Origin of the sequence: Micromonospora sp. BQ11 (assembly GCF_052068135.1) — a bacterium.
Lineage (GTDB): Bacteria > Actinomycetota > Actinomycetes > Mycobacteriales > Micromonosporaceae > Micromonospora.
Window position 1 is genome coordinate 209288 of the sequence record NZ_JBQHDB010000003.1, and the last position, 16134, is coordinate 225421.

The 16134-nt window shown below is 71.9% G+C and carries 17 protein-coding genes; 9 read left to right on the top strand and 8 right to left on the bottom strand.

The annotated features are described in order from the left end of the window. The first annotated feature begins 12 nt into the window (after nt 1-12). Nucleotides 13-861, top strand: a complete 849-nt coding sequence (locus tag ACTMSW_RS08080; RefSeq protein WP_441179882.1) for an SMP-30/gluconolactonase/LRE family protein — start codon at nt 13-15, stop codon at nt 859-861. 46 nt (nt 862-907) lie between these two features. Here ACTMSW_RS08080 and ACTMSW_RS08085 read toward each other — a convergent pair whose 3' ends face one another. The 7 genes from ACTMSW_RS08085 to ACTMSW_RS08115 all read right to left on the bottom strand — a co-directional run bounded on the left by ACTMSW_RS08085 (nt 908) and on the right by ACTMSW_RS08115 (nt 8015). Further along, on the bottom strand, nt 908-2086 hold the full coding sequence (locus ACTMSW_RS08085; protein ID WP_441179883.1) for a golvesin C-terminal-like domain-containing protein: 1179 nt from the start codon (nt 2084-2086) through the stop codon (nt 908-910). 33 nt (nt 2087-2119) lie between these two features. Continuing rightward, nucleotides 2120-3385: a BNR-4 repeat-containing protein gene (locus ACTMSW_RS08090; protein ID WP_441179884.1), complete on the bottom strand. Its 1266-nt coding sequence runs from the start codon at nt 3383-3385 to the stop codon at nt 2120-2122. A 16-nt stretch (nt 3386-3401) separates the two neighbouring features. Then, on the bottom strand, nt 3402-3998 hold the full coding sequence (locus ACTMSW_RS08095) for a bifunctional 4-hydroxy-2-oxoglutarate aldolase/2-dehydro-3-deoxy-phosphogluconate aldolase (protein WP_441179885.1): 597 nt from the start codon (nt 3996-3998) through the stop codon (nt 3402-3404). A gap of 79 nt (nt 3999-4077) precedes the next feature. Beyond that, nucleotides 4078-5379, bottom strand: coding sequence for a sugar ABC transporter substrate-binding protein (locus tag ACTMSW_RS08100; RefSeq protein ID WP_441179886.1), 1302 nt, complete (start codon nt 5377-5379; stop codon nt 4078-4080). 37 nt (nt 5380-5416) lie between these two features. Continuing rightward, a complete protein-coding gene (locus tag ACTMSW_RS08105; RefSeq protein ID WP_441179887.1) occupies nt 5417-6310 on the bottom strand; it encodes a carbohydrate ABC transporter permease in 894 nt (297 codons plus the stop codon). Further along, nucleotides 6307-7206, bottom strand: coding sequence for a carbohydrate ABC transporter permease (locus ACTMSW_RS08110; protein ID WP_441179888.1), 900 nt, complete (start codon nt 7204-7206; stop codon nt 6307-6309). Before ACTMSW_RS08110 ends, ACTMSW_RS08105 begins: the two co-directional genes overlap by 4 nt. After that, nucleotides 7203-8015 (bottom strand): IclR family transcriptional regulator, encoded by an 813-nt coding sequence (locus tag ACTMSW_RS08115; protein WP_441179889.1) that lies wholly within the window; start codon nt 8013-8015, stop codon nt 7203-7205. Before ACTMSW_RS08115 ends, ACTMSW_RS08110 begins: the two co-directional genes overlap by 4 nt. 86 nt (nt 8016-8101) lie before the next feature. Here ACTMSW_RS08115 and ACTMSW_RS08120 point away from each other — a divergent pair, with 86 nt between their 5' ends. Genes ACTMSW_RS08120 through ACTMSW_RS08135 form a run of 4 tightly spaced genes read left to right on the top strand, consistent with a single transcriptional unit; the run spans nt 8102 to nt 11838 of the window. Further along, nucleotides 8102-9250: a mandelate racemase/muconate lactonizing enzyme family protein gene (locus ACTMSW_RS08120; protein WP_441179890.1), complete on the top strand. Its 1149-nt coding sequence runs from the start codon at nt 8102-8104 to the stop codon at nt 9248-9250. Then, a complete protein-coding gene (locus ACTMSW_RS08125) occupies nt 9247-10134 on the top strand; it encodes a dihydrodipicolinate synthase family protein (protein ID WP_441179891.1) in 888 nt (295 codons plus the stop codon). Before ACTMSW_RS08120 ends, ACTMSW_RS08125 begins: the two co-directional genes overlap by 4 nt. 46 nt (nt 10135-10180) lie before the next feature. Continuing rightward, the gene (locus ACTMSW_RS08130) at nt 10181-10897 is read left to right on the top strand and encodes an SDR family NAD(P)-dependent oxidoreductase (RefSeq protein WP_441179892.1); all 717 of its coding nucleotides are present in this window, start codon (nt 10181-10183) and stop codon (nt 10895-10897) included. Then, nucleotides 10894-11838: a sugar kinase gene (locus ACTMSW_RS08135; RefSeq protein ID WP_441179893.1), complete on the top strand. Its 945-nt coding sequence runs from the start codon at nt 10894-10896 to the stop codon at nt 11836-11838. Before ACTMSW_RS08130 ends, ACTMSW_RS08135 begins: the two co-directional genes overlap by 4 nt. 69 nt (nt 11839-11907) lie before the next feature. On the opposite strand, the gene ACTMSW_RS08140 is transcribed toward ACTMSW_RS08135, so the two are convergent. Continuing rightward, nucleotides 11908-13656 (bottom strand): golvesin C-terminal-like domain-containing protein, encoded by a 1749-nt coding sequence (locus tag ACTMSW_RS08140; RefSeq protein WP_441179894.1) that lies wholly within the window; start codon nt 13654-13656, stop codon nt 11908-11910. 411 nt (nt 13657-14067) lie between these two features. Here ACTMSW_RS08140 and ACTMSW_RS08145 point away from each other — a divergent pair, with 411 nt between their 5' ends. The 4 genes from ACTMSW_RS08145 (at nt 14068) to ACTMSW_RS08160 (ending at nt 16117) form a co-directional block, all read left to right on the top strand. Beyond that, nucleotides 14068-14481, top strand: coding sequence for a RidA family protein (locus tag ACTMSW_RS08145; RefSeq protein ID WP_441179895.1), 414 nt, complete (start codon nt 14068-14070; stop codon nt 14479-14481). Nucleotides 14482-14674: 193 nt separating this feature from the next. Further along, nucleotides 14675-15064, top strand: coding sequence for a hypothetical protein (locus tag ACTMSW_RS08150; protein ID WP_441179896.1), 390 nt, complete (start codon nt 14675-14677; stop codon nt 15062-15064). Nucleotides 15065-15275: 211 nt separating this feature from the next. After that, entirely contained in the window at nt 15276-15722 is a 447-nt protein-coding gene (locus ACTMSW_RS08155; protein WP_441179897.1) for a hypothetical protein, read from the top strand. Beyond that, nucleotides 15719-16117 (top strand): hypothetical protein, encoded by a 399-nt coding sequence (locus ACTMSW_RS08160; RefSeq protein ID WP_441179898.1) that lies wholly within the window; start codon nt 15719-15721, stop codon nt 16115-16117. Before ACTMSW_RS08155 ends, ACTMSW_RS08160 begins: the two co-directional genes overlap by 4 nt. The last annotated feature ends 17 nt before the right edge of the window (nt 16118-16134 follow it).

The following is a 16134-nucleotide window of genomic DNA, read 5'->3' on the forward strand; positions in this document are numbered from 1 at the left end:
ACCATCGGCCTGATGCGGGCCGAACAGATCTCCGAACCGGTGGCCGGGCACGGCGAGGGACCGGTCTGGTGGCCCGGCTGGGGTGGCCTGCGCTGGACGGACATGTTCGCCGGTGACGTCCTCACGCTCGATCCCGACGGCGGTACGGTGACCCGGCACCACGTGGGCGAGTTTCTCGCCGCGTTCCGGCCGCGGGCCGGCGGCGGCATGGTGGCCGCGCTGAGCCGAGGATTCGCCCTGGTCGACGCCGACGGGACGGTCCGGCGACTCGACGACCTGTGGGACGACCACACCGTGCGGATGAACGACGGCGGATGCGACCCGGACGGCCGCTTCTACTGCGGCTCGATGTCGGCCGACGGCTCACCGGGTGCGGGATCGCTGTACCGGCTGGACCCCGACCTCTCCACCCATCGGGTGGTGAACGGTGTGACGACCTCCAACGGGCTCGCCTGGAGTCCGGACGGCACCACGGCGTACTACGTGGACAGCGCCACCCGGCGGGTGGACCGGTTCGACCACGTCGACGGCCTGCTGGTGGACCGGCGGCCGTTCGTGGTGGTGCCGGAGGGCACCGGCGTGCCCGACGGCATCAGCGTGGACGCCGAGGGGCACGTGTGGGTGGCCATGTGGGCGGGGTCGCGGGTGTGCCGGTACGCGCCGGACGGTCGCCTGGATGCCCGGGTCGACCTGCCGGTCAGCCGCGTCAGCGCGTGCACGTTCGGCGGCCCGGCGCTCGACCAGCTCTTCGTCACCACCTCCCGGCGTGGCATCGACCCCGCCGACGAGCCGGACGCGGGGGCGGTGTTCCGCGTCGACGTCGGTGTGCGCGGGCTGCCGGTCGTGCCGTTCGCCGGCTGAGCCGGCAGGCCACCCGGGCTCGGGGACCTGCCGGCTCGGTCGACGATCAGACGCGGACGAACTTCACCGCGTCCGCCCGGGCACAACCCGAACCGCTGGCGGTGGTCCGGACGTGGCCGCTCGTCCCGGCCGGGAAGTACCAGGTGCCCAGGGACACCCACCCGCTCGTTCCGGAGGAGCCGTCGAGGGTGCTGGTCGACGTCGTGCCGTCGTGGACGACGTCGTAGCGCTGGGCGGGATCGCTGTTGCTGGCCACGATCTTGTACGCGAAGACCTCGTAGGTGCCGGCGGCCCGCAGGTCGGGTCGCCAGGTCGCGGTGGACCCGGCACTGGAGCAGGTCGCGTACCGGGTGGGTGAGTTGCGCGTCCAACCGGTCAGCGTCGAGGTCGACCAGTTCCCCGTCTCGGTGTAGCCGTACGCGCCGGGGCCGTCGTTGTCGACGTAGTGGTTCTTCTGCCAGTAGCGGATGTAGTCGAACTGCACCGTCGAGGGAAGCTTGCTGGCGTCGGGCACGGTGCCGTAGGCGATGCTGGTCAGCCAGATGGCGGTGTAGTCGTGGGTCCACTGGTCCGGGGTGTAGGGGTGCGTCGCCTTGAGGATCCCGTCGACGTAGTACCGGACCGACCGCTCGTCCCAGTCGACCCCGTAGGTGTGCCACTGCCGTAGGTCGAAGCCGATGTCGTAGATCCCGCTGGTGTAGTAGGTCGCCGCCCGTTGGCCGGAGCCCGTCCAGGTGATCACGTTGTGCCGCAGGTGTTGCGGCTTGATCGAGTCGATCTCGAAGACGTCGATCTCGGTGCGCTGGTCGGCCGGGAAGGTGGTCGACCCGTCGCCGGCCTGGAGCCAGAACGCGCTGTGCCAGCCGGCGCCGTCATTGATCTTCGCGCGGGTCTCGTAGTAGCCGTAGCGCAGCTTCTGCTTGCTGACCAGACCGCCGCCGGTGAAGTTCATGCCGCCGTAGCTCTCCTGCCGCAGGGCGATGTTCATCGCACCGCCGGAGACCGAGACGTTCTGCGGTCGCTGGGCGCTGTAGGCCTTGACGTCGGTGCGGTAGTTCCACTTCCCGGTGTCGACCGTGGTGCCGTTGAACTCGTCGGAGAAGGCGAGGGTCCAGCCGGTGCCGGTCGGCGCGGCCCGGGCGGGGTCGGGCGCGAGCACGGCGAGGCCACCGGCGGCGAGTGCGACGGCGAGCCCGCCGCGTAGGACGGATGTGAGGGTACGCATGGGAACCTCCGAGGGGACGGACTGGAGCTGAGGTCAGTTGCGGCCGTGGTACAGGCGGCCGTTGGTGGTGTCGGCGAGGTAGAGCACGTCGGTGCCGGCGGCGTCACGCTCGACGGCGAGCCGGTCGATCGGCAGACCGGGTGCGACCGCCGCGGTGGTCCAGGTGCCCCCGTTCTCGGTGGCGAGGAGGACCCGGTCGGTGCCGGAGGTACGGGCGAAGTAGATGCGCTTGCCGTCGGTGGGGTGCCAGGTGATGCCGAGTGCCGCCCGGGTCTGCTCGGCGGCGTACACCGTCTGCCGGGTCCACGCTCCGTTCCCGCCGACGTACGCGTAGCGGACGGTGAAGATCGGGCCGCTGGCCAGCGAGCGGTAGCGGTAGGTGATCTTCGGGCTGGTGCCGTCGAGGGTCAGCTTGGCGCTCTGCACGGCCGGGCCGGTGCTCTCGTTGCCCTCGTAGACCTCGCCGGCCTCGATCGGCTGCACGACGTCGGCGTTGCTGGTGGAGACCGGCACGGTGCGGGGGGCGCCGGTGTGGTCGACGAAGGTGCCGCTGGCCGGCCGGTACTTCAGGTAGCTGAGCTGGTGCCGGAACGCGGCGGACGGGTAGAGGCTCCACTCCCAGAGGATGTGCAGGTCACCGGCGGAGTCGAAGCGCAGGTCGTCGGGGTAGACCGACCGGTTGGCCGAGGCGGCGACGACGGCGACCCGGCTCCAGGTCGAGGCCGCGTTGTTCCAGCGGTACAGCCGGCCGGAGCGGCCCTCGCCACTGGTCCCGACGAGTCGGGCGAACAGGTAGACATCACCGTTGGGCGCGGTGGTGAGCACCGGATAGGTCACGCCGATCCCCTGGTCCGGCATGTCGCCGGAGCGGTTCTGCGGGACACCGCCGGCGCTGTCGGAGCGGAAGTACCGCCACGTGTCGTTGTGCATGGAGGTGAAGACGTGGAACCGGCCGCTGCCGTCGCGGGCCATCGACGGCTGGTGGTGACCGATGTCGTCGACGTACTCGGCCTGGGTGCCGCCGTTCATCAGTGGCAGCCGGGTCCACGAGCCACTGCCGTCGCGGCGGGCGATCGCGACCCGGTGGTTGCCGGCCGTCGGGGCGGGCTCGTTGAAGGCGAAGTAGGCGTACTGCTGGGCGCCCACGTACGTCTCGACGGGGGTCCACCAGGCGGCCTGGTTGGACGAGTCGATGGAATAGGGGACGAGGGTGACGGCGGCCGGGGCGGCAAGGGCCGGGCCGGGGTGGAGCGCCACCGTCGTCAGGACGACGAGGACGCCGGTGAGGAGTCTGCGCACAGCTACCTCCGGGAGGTCATCCGGTCAGCGCGGCCACCATCGCGGCCAGTCCGCCGGGGCGGGTGAGCGATCCGCCGACGCCCAGGGCACGGGCGCCGGCGGCACGGAACTCGGCGGCGTTCGCGGCGGTGATCCCGCCGGTGGCCACCAGGTCGAGGTCGGGGAACGGGCCGCGCATCTCGCGGATCCACGACGGTCCCAGGGAACCGGCCGGGAACACCTTGAGCCAGTGGCACCCGGCGCGCAGTGCCCGGTGCACCTCGGTGGCGGTGGCGACACCGGGCAGGTGGGGCGCGTCGGCCGCGACGCTGGCCGCCAGCACGTCGAGGTCGAGACCGGGTGCCACCGTGAACGCGGCGCCCGCCTCCACCGCGAGGCGGACGTGCTCGACGGTGAGCACGGTGCCGGCACCGACCGGCTCACCGCGGGCGGATCCGGCGCGGGCCACCGCCGTCAGGACCCCGAAGGCCTCCGGGCTCTGCACCGGGACCTCGACCACACCGAGACCGGTGTCCCAGACGGCTTCGGCCAGGTCGACGGCGGTGTCGACGGCCAGTCCGCGCAGAATGGCCACCAGGGGACGGTCGCCGAGGATGGTGGCGAAGTCCGGCATGGTCGTACTCCCAGGGGTTCTCGGGTGGTGTGGCGGTGCTGCGCCGGGGCGGTCCGTCGGACCGCCCCGGCGGCCGGGCTCACTTGATCAGTGACGACATCTGCTCGCGGGCCTCGGTCAGCGCCTCCTTGGGCGAGGACCGGCCGATGAGCGCGGCCTGCACCTTCTCGGCCAGCACCTTCTCCATCTGGGAGAACTGCGGGTAGATCCAGAACGGGCCGGCGGTGGAGTTCGCCGCGATCTCCCGGGTGAAGGCGGCCGCGAAGGCGTTCTGCTGCACGTCGGAGGCGGCCAGACCGGCCTTGGTGGTCGGCGGCAGGCCGGCCTTGGCGAACCACTCCATGCTGTACGCCGGGTCGGTGGTGAGGGTCTTCGCGAACTGTGCCGCCGCGGCGCCGCCCTCGGCGTTGACGACCGCGATGACGTGCCCCCAGGCCAGGTGACGGGGCTTGTCGCCGGCAGCGCGGACCGGACGGGCGACGGGACGGAGTTTGTCGCCGAGGGCGCTGTCGGTGGAGGACTTGGTCACGGCCGCCCGGCCGCTGATCGCGTCCTCGTAGAAGGCGGCCTTGCCCTGCGACATCAGGGCACGGGCGTCGACCCGGTTGACGTCGGCCGCGATCAGCTTCTCGTCGTAGAGCTTCTTGTACCAGGTCAGGGCGGCGACGCTGCCCTCGTCGTCGACGACGATCCGCCCGTTCTCGACGACCGGCGAGCCGAAGGTCCACATCCAGGCGATGATGTCCTTGAGCTGGTCGACCTTGGTCATGGCGGCGTACGGCACGATGCCGCCGCCGAGGCCCTTCACCGCGCGCAGCGCCGCCTCGAACTCCTCGACGCTCGTGGGCGGGGCGCTCACCCCGGCCCGGGTGAGGATCTCCTGGTTGCCGATCAGCCCGATGCCGGCCTGGGTCCACGGCAGGCCGACCTGCTTCCCATCGACCTTCCCGAGCGCGAGCGCGGCGTCGGTGTAGTCCTGGCCGGCGGCGACGCTGCCCAGGTCGGCCAGCTTGCCGGTGGCGGCGAGGGTGGCCAGCCAGGCCACGTCGAGCTGCATGGCGCCCTTGAGCTGACCGCCCTGCACCTGGAGCAGCAACTGGTTGAGGTAGTCGTTGTAGGGGTACGACGGCGTCTGGATGCTGGTGCCGCCGTTCGCCCCGGTGTACCGGCTGATCAGGGCGGCGAGGGGTTCCTTGGTGACCGCCTCGTTCGCGGCCCAGGTGGTGAACGGGAACTGCTTGACGTCGTCGTCGGTGAGGCCGCCGGACGACTCCGTCGGTCCGGACGGGGCGCAGGCCGCGAGCGTCGGGCCGGCGACGGCGAGACCGGCGCCGACACCCAGGAGCTTGAGCAGGTTTCGGCGGGAGAACTGGTCGGACATCTGCGTCTCCAGTTGTGGACGGGGTGGTGGGGGAAGGTCAGCCCTTGACGGCGCCGGCGGTGAGTCCGGCGACGAGATAGCGCTGCAGGACGGCGAAGCCGATCACGACCGGCAGCGAGACGACCAACGATGCGGCCATCAACGCCGGCCAGGCGGTCTCGACCTCGCCGAGGAACGTGTTCACCAGGCCGGGCGGGAGTGTCTGCTTCTCCGGCCCGGCGAGGGTGAGGGCGAAGATGAAGTCGTTCCAGCCACGGATGAAGGCGAACAGGCCGGTGGCGACGAGTCCGGGCAGGGACACCGGCAGCAGGATCCGGTGGATGATGGCGCCCTGGCCGGCGCCGTCCACCTTGGCCGCCTCGATCAGCTCGTCCGGGATGGTGTCGAAGAATCCCTTGAGCATCCAGATGCACAGCGGCAGGGTGAACGTGGTGAAGGAGAGGATCAGCGCGAGGTACGAGTTGAGCAGCCCGACCTGGCTGAAGACCAGGTAGAGCGTGATCAGCAGGAGTGCCTGCGGAAACATCTGCGAGGCGAGGACGAGGTACATCAGCGAGCGCCGGCCGCGGTAGCGGAACTTGGCGAACGAGTAGGCGGTGTAGGCGGAGACGACGACCGTGAGCAGGGCGGTCAGCGTCGACACGATCAGGCTGTTTACCAGGTAGCGCAGCAGCACCGGGTTGTCCCACAGCGTGCTGAAGTTCTCGACGGTCAGCCGTTCCGGGAAGAGCCGGGGCGGGAACCGGAAGACGTCGGCGGTCGGCGTGAACGCCGTCACCGCCACCCAGTAGACCGGCCCGAAGGCGAAGACGCCCAGGACGGCGACCGTGACGATGGCGCCCCAGGACGGCGGACGGCGTCGGCGGCGGGGGGCGGGGACGGCCGGCGGCGCCGCCGAGGCGGTGTCCGGCGGTGCGGCTGTCATCGTCATGCCTGCTCACCCCGCTCGCTGATCCGGACGTAGACCACGACCAGGGCCATGATCAGCACGAGCCAGAGTGCGCCGAGCGCGCTGGCCTTGCCCAGGTCGAACCCCTTGAACGCGGTGTCGTAGACCGCGACGGCGAAGGTCGTGGTGGAGCCGGCGGGGCCGCCGCCGGTGAGCACGTAGATCATGTCGAAGTGCTGGAGGTTCCAGATCACTTCCAGGAGTACGACGATGCCGAGGATCCCCCGCAGGTGCGGGAGCGTCACGTGCCGGAACCGGGCGACCGGGCCGGCGCCGTCGAGGCTGGCCGCCTCGGTCAGCGTCGCGGGGATGGTCTGCAGGCCGGCAAGGAGCATCACCATGATCCACGGGAAGCTGGCCCAGGTCTTGGCGACGATGATCGCCGCCATGGCGGTGCCGGGGTCGCCGAGCCAGGTGATCGGGTCGTCCACCAGACCCAGCCCGACCAGGATGCCGTTGAGCAGGCCGTAGTTGGCGTTGAAGATCCAGAGCCAGACGAAGGAGACGACCACGCCGGGGATCACCCAGGGAAACAGGAAGAGCCCGCGCAGCACCGACCGTCCCCGGATGCGGCTGTTCAGCGCCAGCGCCAGGGCGAAGCCGACCACCACCGGCGCGACGGTCGAGCCGATCGTGTAGACGATCGTGTTCTGCATGATCGACCAGAACTCGCCGTCGAGCACCGCGCGGAAGTTGTCCAGCCCGACGAACGTGCGGCCCGGAACGACGAGGCTCTGCGCGAAGACGCTGGTGCTAAGCGCGCCGATCAGGGGATAGAGCACCACCGCGCCGAACAGCGCGAGCGCCGGGAAGGTGAGCAGCAGCCCGAACGTGCCGTCGGACAGGCCACGGCGTACGGGAGCGGTCGGCGTGGTCATGCCGGCATCCCGAGGGGTTCGGCGGCGAGGTGGGCCGGCCCGACGTAGCCCAGCCCGATGCTGATGGAGTCCGCCGCCTCGATCACGGCGCGGGCCAGGGACGCCTCACGGGTGCCGAGGTCGATCGCCGAGAGCGGACCGGAGACCGACAGGGCCGCCACCACCGCGCCGGAGGAGTCCCGGATCGGCGCCGCGACGCAGGCCCGGCCCAGCGCCAACTCCTCGACCTCGGTGGCGTAGCCCCGGGCCAGGGACCGGGCGATCTCCTCGTCGAGCTGGTCGTGGCTGGTCACCGTGCGCGGGGTGTATCCGACGAGGGCGGCCTCCGGCAGCAGTTCCCGGCGCTCGGCGGGGGTCATCCCGCACAGCAGGGACTTGCCGAGCCCGGTGGCGTGCAACGGATTGCGCTGTCCGGACAGGACGAACGCCCGGGGCGACTGGCGACCCTCGAAGTTGAGCAGGTAGAAGAGTCGGTCGTCCCGACGGACCGCGACGTTCGCGCCGAGGCCGAGCTCACCGGCGAGGTTCTGCGCGATCTGCCGGGCCTCGCGGTGCACGGGATGGGCGTTGAGCACCGCGCCGCCCAGCGTGACGACGTCGAGCCCCAGGCGGTAGAGGCCGCTGATCGGGTCCCGGTCCACGAACCCGGCGACCTCCAGTGTCGCGAGCAGCCGTGACGCGGTGGACACGCCCAGGCCGGCCGCCTTGGCCACATCGGAGACCCGCAGCTCGGCCCGTCCGGCGGTGAAGGCGCGCAGGACCGTGAAGGCCCGCTCGACGCTCTGATTGCTTCCCGTTTCCGCTGCCATCTGCCGGCCTCTCTGGAAATTGCTTGCGTGATACGGCAAGGTATCCCGCATGCTGCAAGCGGTCAACCGTCTGTCGGGAGTGGCTTGTGAAGATTGAACGGGTGCAGACCTGGGTCCTCAAGGTGCGCCCACCCGAGGCGTACCTCGGGCAACGGCCCGACCCCGGCGGAGACGACGGCTACTACCTGCGCCCGCCCTGGCGCAGCCTCTACTCCGACCGGTTCGAGACGATGCTGGTCCGGATCACCGCCGGCGACGGCCGGTACGGCTGGGGCGAGGCCCTGGCCCCGGTCGGTCCGGAGATTCCCCGCGCGGTGGTGGATCGGCTGCTGGCCCCCGTACTGATCGGCACCGACCCACGGCGAGTACGTCCGCAGTGGAGCCGGTTGACCGGGCTGATGCGCGAGCGGGGGCACCTGGTCGGGCACCAGGCCGACGCGCTCGCCGCCGTCGACACCGCACTGTGGGACCTGGCCGGCAAGGCCCACGGCGTCCCGGTGCACGCCCTGCTGGGCGGTGCCTTCCGGGAGCGGGTGCCCACCTACGTCTCGGGCCTGCCCCGCTCTACCGACGCCGACCGCGCCGCCCTCGCCGCGGACTGGGTCGGTCGGGGCGTACGGGCGGTCAAGCTCCACCTCGGCCGGGGGGTCGACGCGGACCTCGCCACCTACGACGCCGTCGCCGCGGTCCACCCGGACCTGACGGTGGCCGTCGACGCCCACTGGGCGTACGACCTGGCCGACGCGCTGCGGCTGGGCCGGGCCCTGGACGAGCGGCGGGCCTGGTTCCTGGAGGCACCGTTGGTCCCCGAGGACGTCGAGGGACACCGGGAGCTGGCCGCGGCCCTCACCACGCCCGTCGCGATCGGTGAGGCACTGCGCAACCGCTACGAGTTCCGCACCTGGCTGGCGGCCCGCGCCGTCGACCTGTGCCAACCCGACGTGGCCCGCACCGGCATCACCGAGGCCATGGCCATCGCCGAGCTGGCCACCGCGCACCACGTACCGGTCGCGCCGCACCACTCGGTGGGCCTCGGCGTGGCGGTGGCCGCCGGACTGCACGTCGCCGCGGCGGTCGAGGCGATGCCCGCCTTCGAGTACCAGCCCACGACGATGGCCGTGGCCGACACCATCCTGACCGCCCCGCTCGCCGGCGGCCCCGTCTCCTTCGCACTTCCCGACGCGCCCGGCCTGGGCGTCGACGTCGACCTGGCAACCCTGATGGAGGACTCATGACCCGCTCCACCGACGTACGCGGTCTCATCCCGGTACTCGCCACCCCGTTCCGCGCCGACGGGGAGCTGGACCTCGACTCGCTGGCCCGGCTCGTCGACTTCCAGGTGTCCGCGGGCGTCGACGGGGTCGCCGTGTTCGGGTTCGCCAGCGAAGGCTTCGCCCTCACCGCACGGGAGCGCGCCGAGATCCTCCGGGTGGTGACCGCGCGGGTCGGTCCGCGCGTGCCGGTGGTGGCCGGGGTCGGCGCGACCGGCACCCGCGAGGCGGTCGAGCAGGCCGCCGCGGCGGCCGAGGCCGGCGCCAGCGTGGCCATGCTCATCCCGCCGCACATGGTCAAGCCGAACCCCGCACAGATCGTCGACTTCTACGGGACGGTGGCCGGTGACGGCGGCCTGCCGGTGATGGTGCAGGACGCCCCGGCCTCGACCGGGGTCACCATGCCGGTGCCCCTCATCGCCGAACTGTCCAAGCTGACCGGTGTCACCTCGGTCAAGGTCGAGACCCAGCCCACCGCCCCGAAGCTGGGCGCGGTGGTCTCCGCCGTGGCCCCGGACTGCCTGGTCCTCGGCGGCCAGAACGCCCTGTTCCTGCTCGAGGAGTACGACCGCGGCGCCGCCGGGACGATGCCCGCCTGCGAGTTCCCCGATCTGCTGCGAACCGTGCTCGACGCCTCCGATCCGGCCGCCGCCCGGGCGGCCTTCAACCGGGTGCTCCCCCTGATCCGCTTCGGGCTCCAGCCCGGCATCGCCTGGTCGATCCACAAGCACGTGCTGGTCCGCCGGGGCGTCATCGACACCGCCACGGTACGACCGCCCGCCGTGGACGCCGACCCGGCGACCCTCGCCGCGCTCGACGCGATCCTCGCCGACCTGGACCTGGCGTGACCGGCCGGGTCGCCGTCCGGCCCTGGTCCGGTGCCGGGGTGAGCCGATGAGTGGCCGCGGCGTGCTGGTCGTCGGCGCCAGCTCCCCCATCGGCGCGTCGATCGGCCGGGCCTTCCAGGCCGGCGGCGACATCACCGTCGGCGCGGCCCTCGACCCCGTCGACCGGGGTGGGTACGACCACACCGCGGTCGTCGACTGCGCGACGGCAGCCGGCGCCGACACCGCCGTACGGGCCGCCATCGCCGCCGCCGGTCGGCTCGACGTGGTGGTGCTCGCCGCCGCCGCGATGCCGGTCGGTCCCGTCACCGCGACCACCGACGCGCAGTGGCGCACCGCCCTGGACGCCACGCTGGGCACCGCGTTCGCGGTCACCCGGGCGGCGCTGCCGCTGCTGCCGGACGGGGCCGCGATCGTCGCGGTCAGCTCGGTGAACGCGTTCCTTGCCGCACCGGGGGTCCCCGCGTACGCCGCCGCCAAGGCCGGGGTGGAGGGGCTGGTACGCCAGCTGGCCCTGGAGTACGGACCACGCGGGATCCGGGTCAACGCGGTCGCCCCGGGCATGATCGGCGATGCCGTCGACGACGCGGCCGCCGGCTACCCGCTCGGTCGCACCGGCACACCCGACGAGGTCGCAGCGGCCGTGCACTTCCTCGCCCACGCGGGCTTCGTCACCGGGGTGACCCTGCCGGTCGACGGTGGGCTGTCCATCGCGTCTCCGGCGGCGTTCCTCCGCGCCGATCTGCGCGCCCGGTGGCTGACGTGACCGACCGACCCGACGTGGTCGGCTTCGGTGAGGCGATGGTCCTGCTCCAGCCGCCGGACGGCGACCACCTGGAGTCGGCCGCCACGCTGGAGGTCCACGTCGCCGGGGCCGAGTTCAACCTCTGCGCGGCGGTGGCGCGGCTGGGGCTGCGCGCCGGGTTCTGCAGCCGGGTCGGCCGCGACCCGTTCGGGACACGACTGCTGGCCGAGGCCACCGAGCTGGGCATCGCCAGCGACCTCGTCGAAATCGACCCGGACCGCCCGACCGGGCTCTTCCTCAAGGACGTCCGCCCCGACGGCCACCGCCGCGTGCACTACTACCGGGCCGGCTCGGCGGCGGCGGCGATGGACGTCTCGGACGCGGCACGCCTGCTCGCCGCCCGACCCCGGGTGGTCGCCGTCTCCGGTATCACCGCCGCGCTCGGCCCGGGTCCGCTGGCGGCGGTCACCACGCTGGCCGGACCGGCACGGCAGGCCGGGAGCAGGTTCGCGCTCGACCCCAACCTGCGTCCGGCTCTCGGTCCGGTGCGGGACCAGGCGGCACGGCTGCGACCGCTCCTGCCGTACGCCGACTTCCTGATCCTGGGCGTCGACGAGGCCGGTCCGCTGTTCGGGGTGAGCGAGCCCGACGCGGTCTTCGCCGCCGCCGCGGCGGCGGGTGCCGGGGAGACCGTCCTCAAGGCCGGCGAGCGGGGCTGCTTCGTCCTCGCCGACGGTGTCGTGGTCCATCTGCCCAGCGACGCTCGCCGCGTCGTGGACCCCGTCGGCGCGGGTGACGCGTTCGCGGGCGGTTACCTCGCCGCCCGGCTGTCCGGAGCGGACACCGTCGCGGCAGCCCGGTTGGGCAGCCGGCTGGCCGCCGCGGTGGTCGGCCGGCGCGGAGACACGGCCGGGCTCCCGGACGCGGCGACGGCGGCCGCTCTGTTGCGGGACGGCCGGTAGCTGGTACCACGGCGGTGGCCCCGGACGGACAGGACGCGGGGACGCCCGCTCAGGCGGCTTCGCCCGCGGTCAGGCCGGTTCGAACCGTACGGCGTCGGCGACCACGTAGCCGTTGGCGTCGTTGGTGACCTCCACGAAGGAACTGGAGCCGGCGGCCAGGGAGAACGTGCCCAGCAGGTTCCAGCGTCCGCCGTTGGCGGTCTGGTCCACCCGGACGGTGGTGGTGGCGCCGTCGGAGGTCCGGACGAGGTACGGGACGTTGGTGCCGTGATTGGGGTAGGCGTTCCACCAGGCGTAGATCCGGTAGGAGCCGGTGGCGCTCAGCCGCGGCGCGAAGCGGAAGGCGCTGGAGCCGCTGCCGGCGACGTGGTAGTGCTCGGTACGCAGGATCCGGGCGCCGGACGTGCCGACGGTCCAGGTGCCGGACCGGACTGCCGCCTCCCGGTCCTCGTTGTCGACGACGACGGAGTGGACGGGGTCGGCCGTGCGGAAGGCCGACTGCGCCTTGACGAACTTCGCCAACCAGGAGGTCGCCGCCTGCCGGGCCACCCACGACTCGCGCCCGGTGTACGTGTCCTCGCCGGAGCTGGTGTAGGTGCGACCGTCGGTGGACCGGGCCTGCATCTCCTGGACCCTGCCCGCGTGCAGCGCTTCCCACACCGGGGCCTTGACGGAGGCGAACTGGTCGAAGCCGTAGAGAGCGGCGAGCGCGTCGACGGTGGCGAAGTGCGCCCGCCGGCCGGTGCCCCAGTCGTTGCTCTGCGGGTAGTAGGCGTCACCGCTGCCCGGCACGTACATGGTGCCGCCCGGACTCGCGTAGGGCGGGGAGGTGAACGTCAGGTCCACGAAGGCGTCGTAGACCCGGTCGACCCCGTACCGCGCCGAGACGGGGACCGCCTGACCGGCGAGGGACCACATCAGGGCACCGCCGGTGTTCTGGTCGATGGTGGCCATGTAGTCGGGGTGCACGAAACCGTGGTTGGTCACGGTGGCGTCGGCGTTCGCGTTGGACCCGTACAACCAGTCCTTGATCGCCCGTCCGTTGTACCGGGTGGTCGAGGTGGTGTCCTGTGGCCGGGCGAACGCCGAGAGCTGCAGCTCGGTGAGCTTGTACAGCCAGGCGTGCCGGTGGCCGTGCGAAGGCAGCATCACCACGGCCAGGTTGAGCAGCATGGCGTTCCAGGCGTTCTCCTCGGCCTTGCTGTCACCGGCGGTCACGACGGTGCCGGCCGCGTCGCGGTAATACGGCACCCGGTAGCCGATGAACCGGTCGGCCTCGGAGATGACCATCGCGCGCACGTACGCGCGGTCGGTGCTCGACAGGTCGTCCCACAGTAGCCAGCCGGCAGTGCCGGCCAGGGCTGCCCAGTACGCGCTCTGCCAGCCCGCGCCCCAACCACCGGAGGAGTTCGCGCGGTGCCGGTACGCCACGGACGTGGTCAGCCTCTCGGCCCTGGCCAGGGCGTCGGCCCGGCTCACGCCGGTCACCTGCGGATCGTAGGCGCCGGTCTTCAGCGAGATCGCCAGCGCGTACGCCTGACTCGCCGGGGGGCGCACCTGGTGTTCGCCCGTGCCACCCAGGGTCAGGTACGTGCCGGTCTGTGAGCCGAAGTTGCCCGTCCACCAGGTGCCCAGGGCGTACTTGTTGGTCGACAGCAGGACGCTGCGCGCCAGCGTGGAGTTGCCGTCGGTCGGCAGGGCGGCGGTGAACCGCGCCCAGTCGACCGGTACGACGTCGAGTTCCGCGGCGCGTGCCGGCGTACCCACGAGGGTGGCGACCAGAACGGCGATGACGCCACTGGCGAGCAGTCTTCTCACGGGCGGTCCTCGCAGTGTCGGAGGGAGGCTCGGCGCCGTGGCGCGCGCCGTTGTGTCCACACAGTACGGTCCGTGAGGCCGGTCGACCATGGGTCGATGGCTGTGGATGTCACGGTGTGACCTTCGGCGAGCCCCGGGCACGCCACGCTGCGCGACATCCGAGCAACTCTCGGACCATCTCCTCCGCCACTTTGCTCTGCACCCCGATACGCACCGGTGACGGGGAGTCACGGTGGGGCCGGAGGTAGGCCTCACCCCACAACGAGAAGCCCCTGTTCAACGTCGTGGCGCGTCCTGGGGTGCAGAGCAAAGCGGCGGGAGGCGCGTGCGCGCGAGTGAAGCACCGTCACGGTCGGTATCGCATCGCGAAGGTGACACGCAGTGACTGGCCAACACGACGATCGCACTGCGATGATCGGTACCGTGACGTCGTTGCGCCGTCTGGTCACGTCAGGATCACCGCTGGAACCGGAGATCGGCTTCTCCCGCGCCGTACGGATAGGGCCGTACGTGTCCGTGGCCGGCACCGCGCCGATCGCGGACGACGGCACCGCCGCCGGTCCGGGAGACGTGTACGCGCAGTCCGTGCGGTGCCTGGACATCGCCGAGCAGGCCCTGCGCGAGGCCGGGGCGACGCTGGCGGACGTCATCCGCACCAGGGTCATGCTCGTCGACATCACCCGTTGGCGAGAGGCGGCGCGCGCGCACGGCGAACGGTTCGCTCAGATACGACCGGCGTGCACGTTCGTGGAGGTCTCCGGTTTCATCGATCCGGCGTGGTTGGTGGAGTTCGAGGTCGACGCCGTGGTGGGAACGAGCGGCTGAAGCGTCCTCCCGTCCCGTCGGTCAGATCACGGACAGTCGGTGCGCCACGCCCGATCCGGCCGCCGTCCATGTGAGATCAACAGGCTTCTGACCTGGCAATTCGCACGGAGGGCGTGCCTATAGTCGAGGTGCACCCCAGCGTTGTCGCCTGCCGAACCGACCGGTCCGGAATCCTCACGATCGGACGTGCACCATGGACGCTTTCCTGCGCAGGTACGGCAAGGCGCTCGCCGCGACCGCCTTCGCCGCCGTCACCACGCTGTATGTGACGTCGTCGGGTGACGGGCGTGTCGACCCCGACGAGTGGGTCGCCGTCGCGATAGCGGCGACCAGCGCCGTCGGCGTGTACGTCGTCCCCCTGGCACCGCGCTACCGCTGGACGAAGACGGCCGTCGCCGCACTGCTGGCCGCCCTGCAGGTCCTCGTCACGGCCATCCTCGGCGGCCTGCGCGCCGACGAGTGGCTGCTGATGGCCATCGCCGTCGGGCAGGCGGTCGGCGTCGCGGCGGCCCCGGCGACGTCCGGCAACGGCGTCACGAGCCGGCCCACGGCCGGCCCGGCAGCGGCACGACGCGACGAGTGACGGCGATGTCCGACCCACCGGCGAAGACAGCCCGATCAGCCGCTCTGACCTGCCCTTATGTCGGATCTCATCACTACGTGGTCGAAGGCGGCGGTGATATGACTGAGGTGTCGGCCACCAATGGTGCTAGCCGTCGTCCCCACACCGCACACACCTCCGATCGCGGACCGTGTGCGGGGGCCACCCGGCGGGCGACCCTGAGGAGCATGCGGTGCCGAAGCAGCGGATCTGGCGTCATCAACGGCCCTTCCAGCACGCGATCATCCTCACCGCGCCGGTGTGCGGGATCCTGATGCTCACCCTGCAGGTGCGACCGCCCTCGGTGGAGATGGCCATGCCCGGGCCGGTCCGCATCGGCTGGCAGGTGGGACTGATCGCGGCCGGTCTGCTCGGCCTGACCGGCCTGCTGTGGCCCGGCCGGTGCTCCACCCGTCTCGGCCTGGAACTGGCGTCGATGCTGATGCTCGGCACCGTCATGGGCATGTACGCCGTCGCCCTGTGGGTGATCTCCGGGCGGATGGCCGTCGTGGCCGCCTCCTTCATCACCGCCGTGGCCCTCGGGGCGTGCTGGCGCGGGTGGGAGATCGTCCGTGACCTCCGACGGCTGATGCGGCCACGGCAGCCGTACCACGCCGACGCCCTCGGCGGGCTCCCATGACACCTCCGCCCGGCACGACGCCCGCGCCTCCCTGGGTCCAGATCCTGCTGTCGGTACTCGGGGTCCTCGGCGGGGCCGGCGGACTCACCGCCATCGCCGCCGTCCTGATGCAACGGGGCAAGTTCCGCGCCGAGGCGGCCGACCTGCTCACCGACACCGCACTGACCCTGGTCCAGCCGATGCGTACGCGGATGACCGAGCTGGAGACCGAGGCCCAGACCAACCGCGAGCAGCTCCGGGTGGCCGATGAGCGGATCCGCCAGCTCCAGTCCACTCTCACCGACCTGCGCGCCACCCTGGACCGGTGGTACGCGGCGATCTTCGCGCCGGATGCGACCCTGCGCTCGATCCGGTACGTCGTCCGCGAGGACCGACGCAGGAACGACAACCGGTAGGGCGAGCCCGGCCCGGC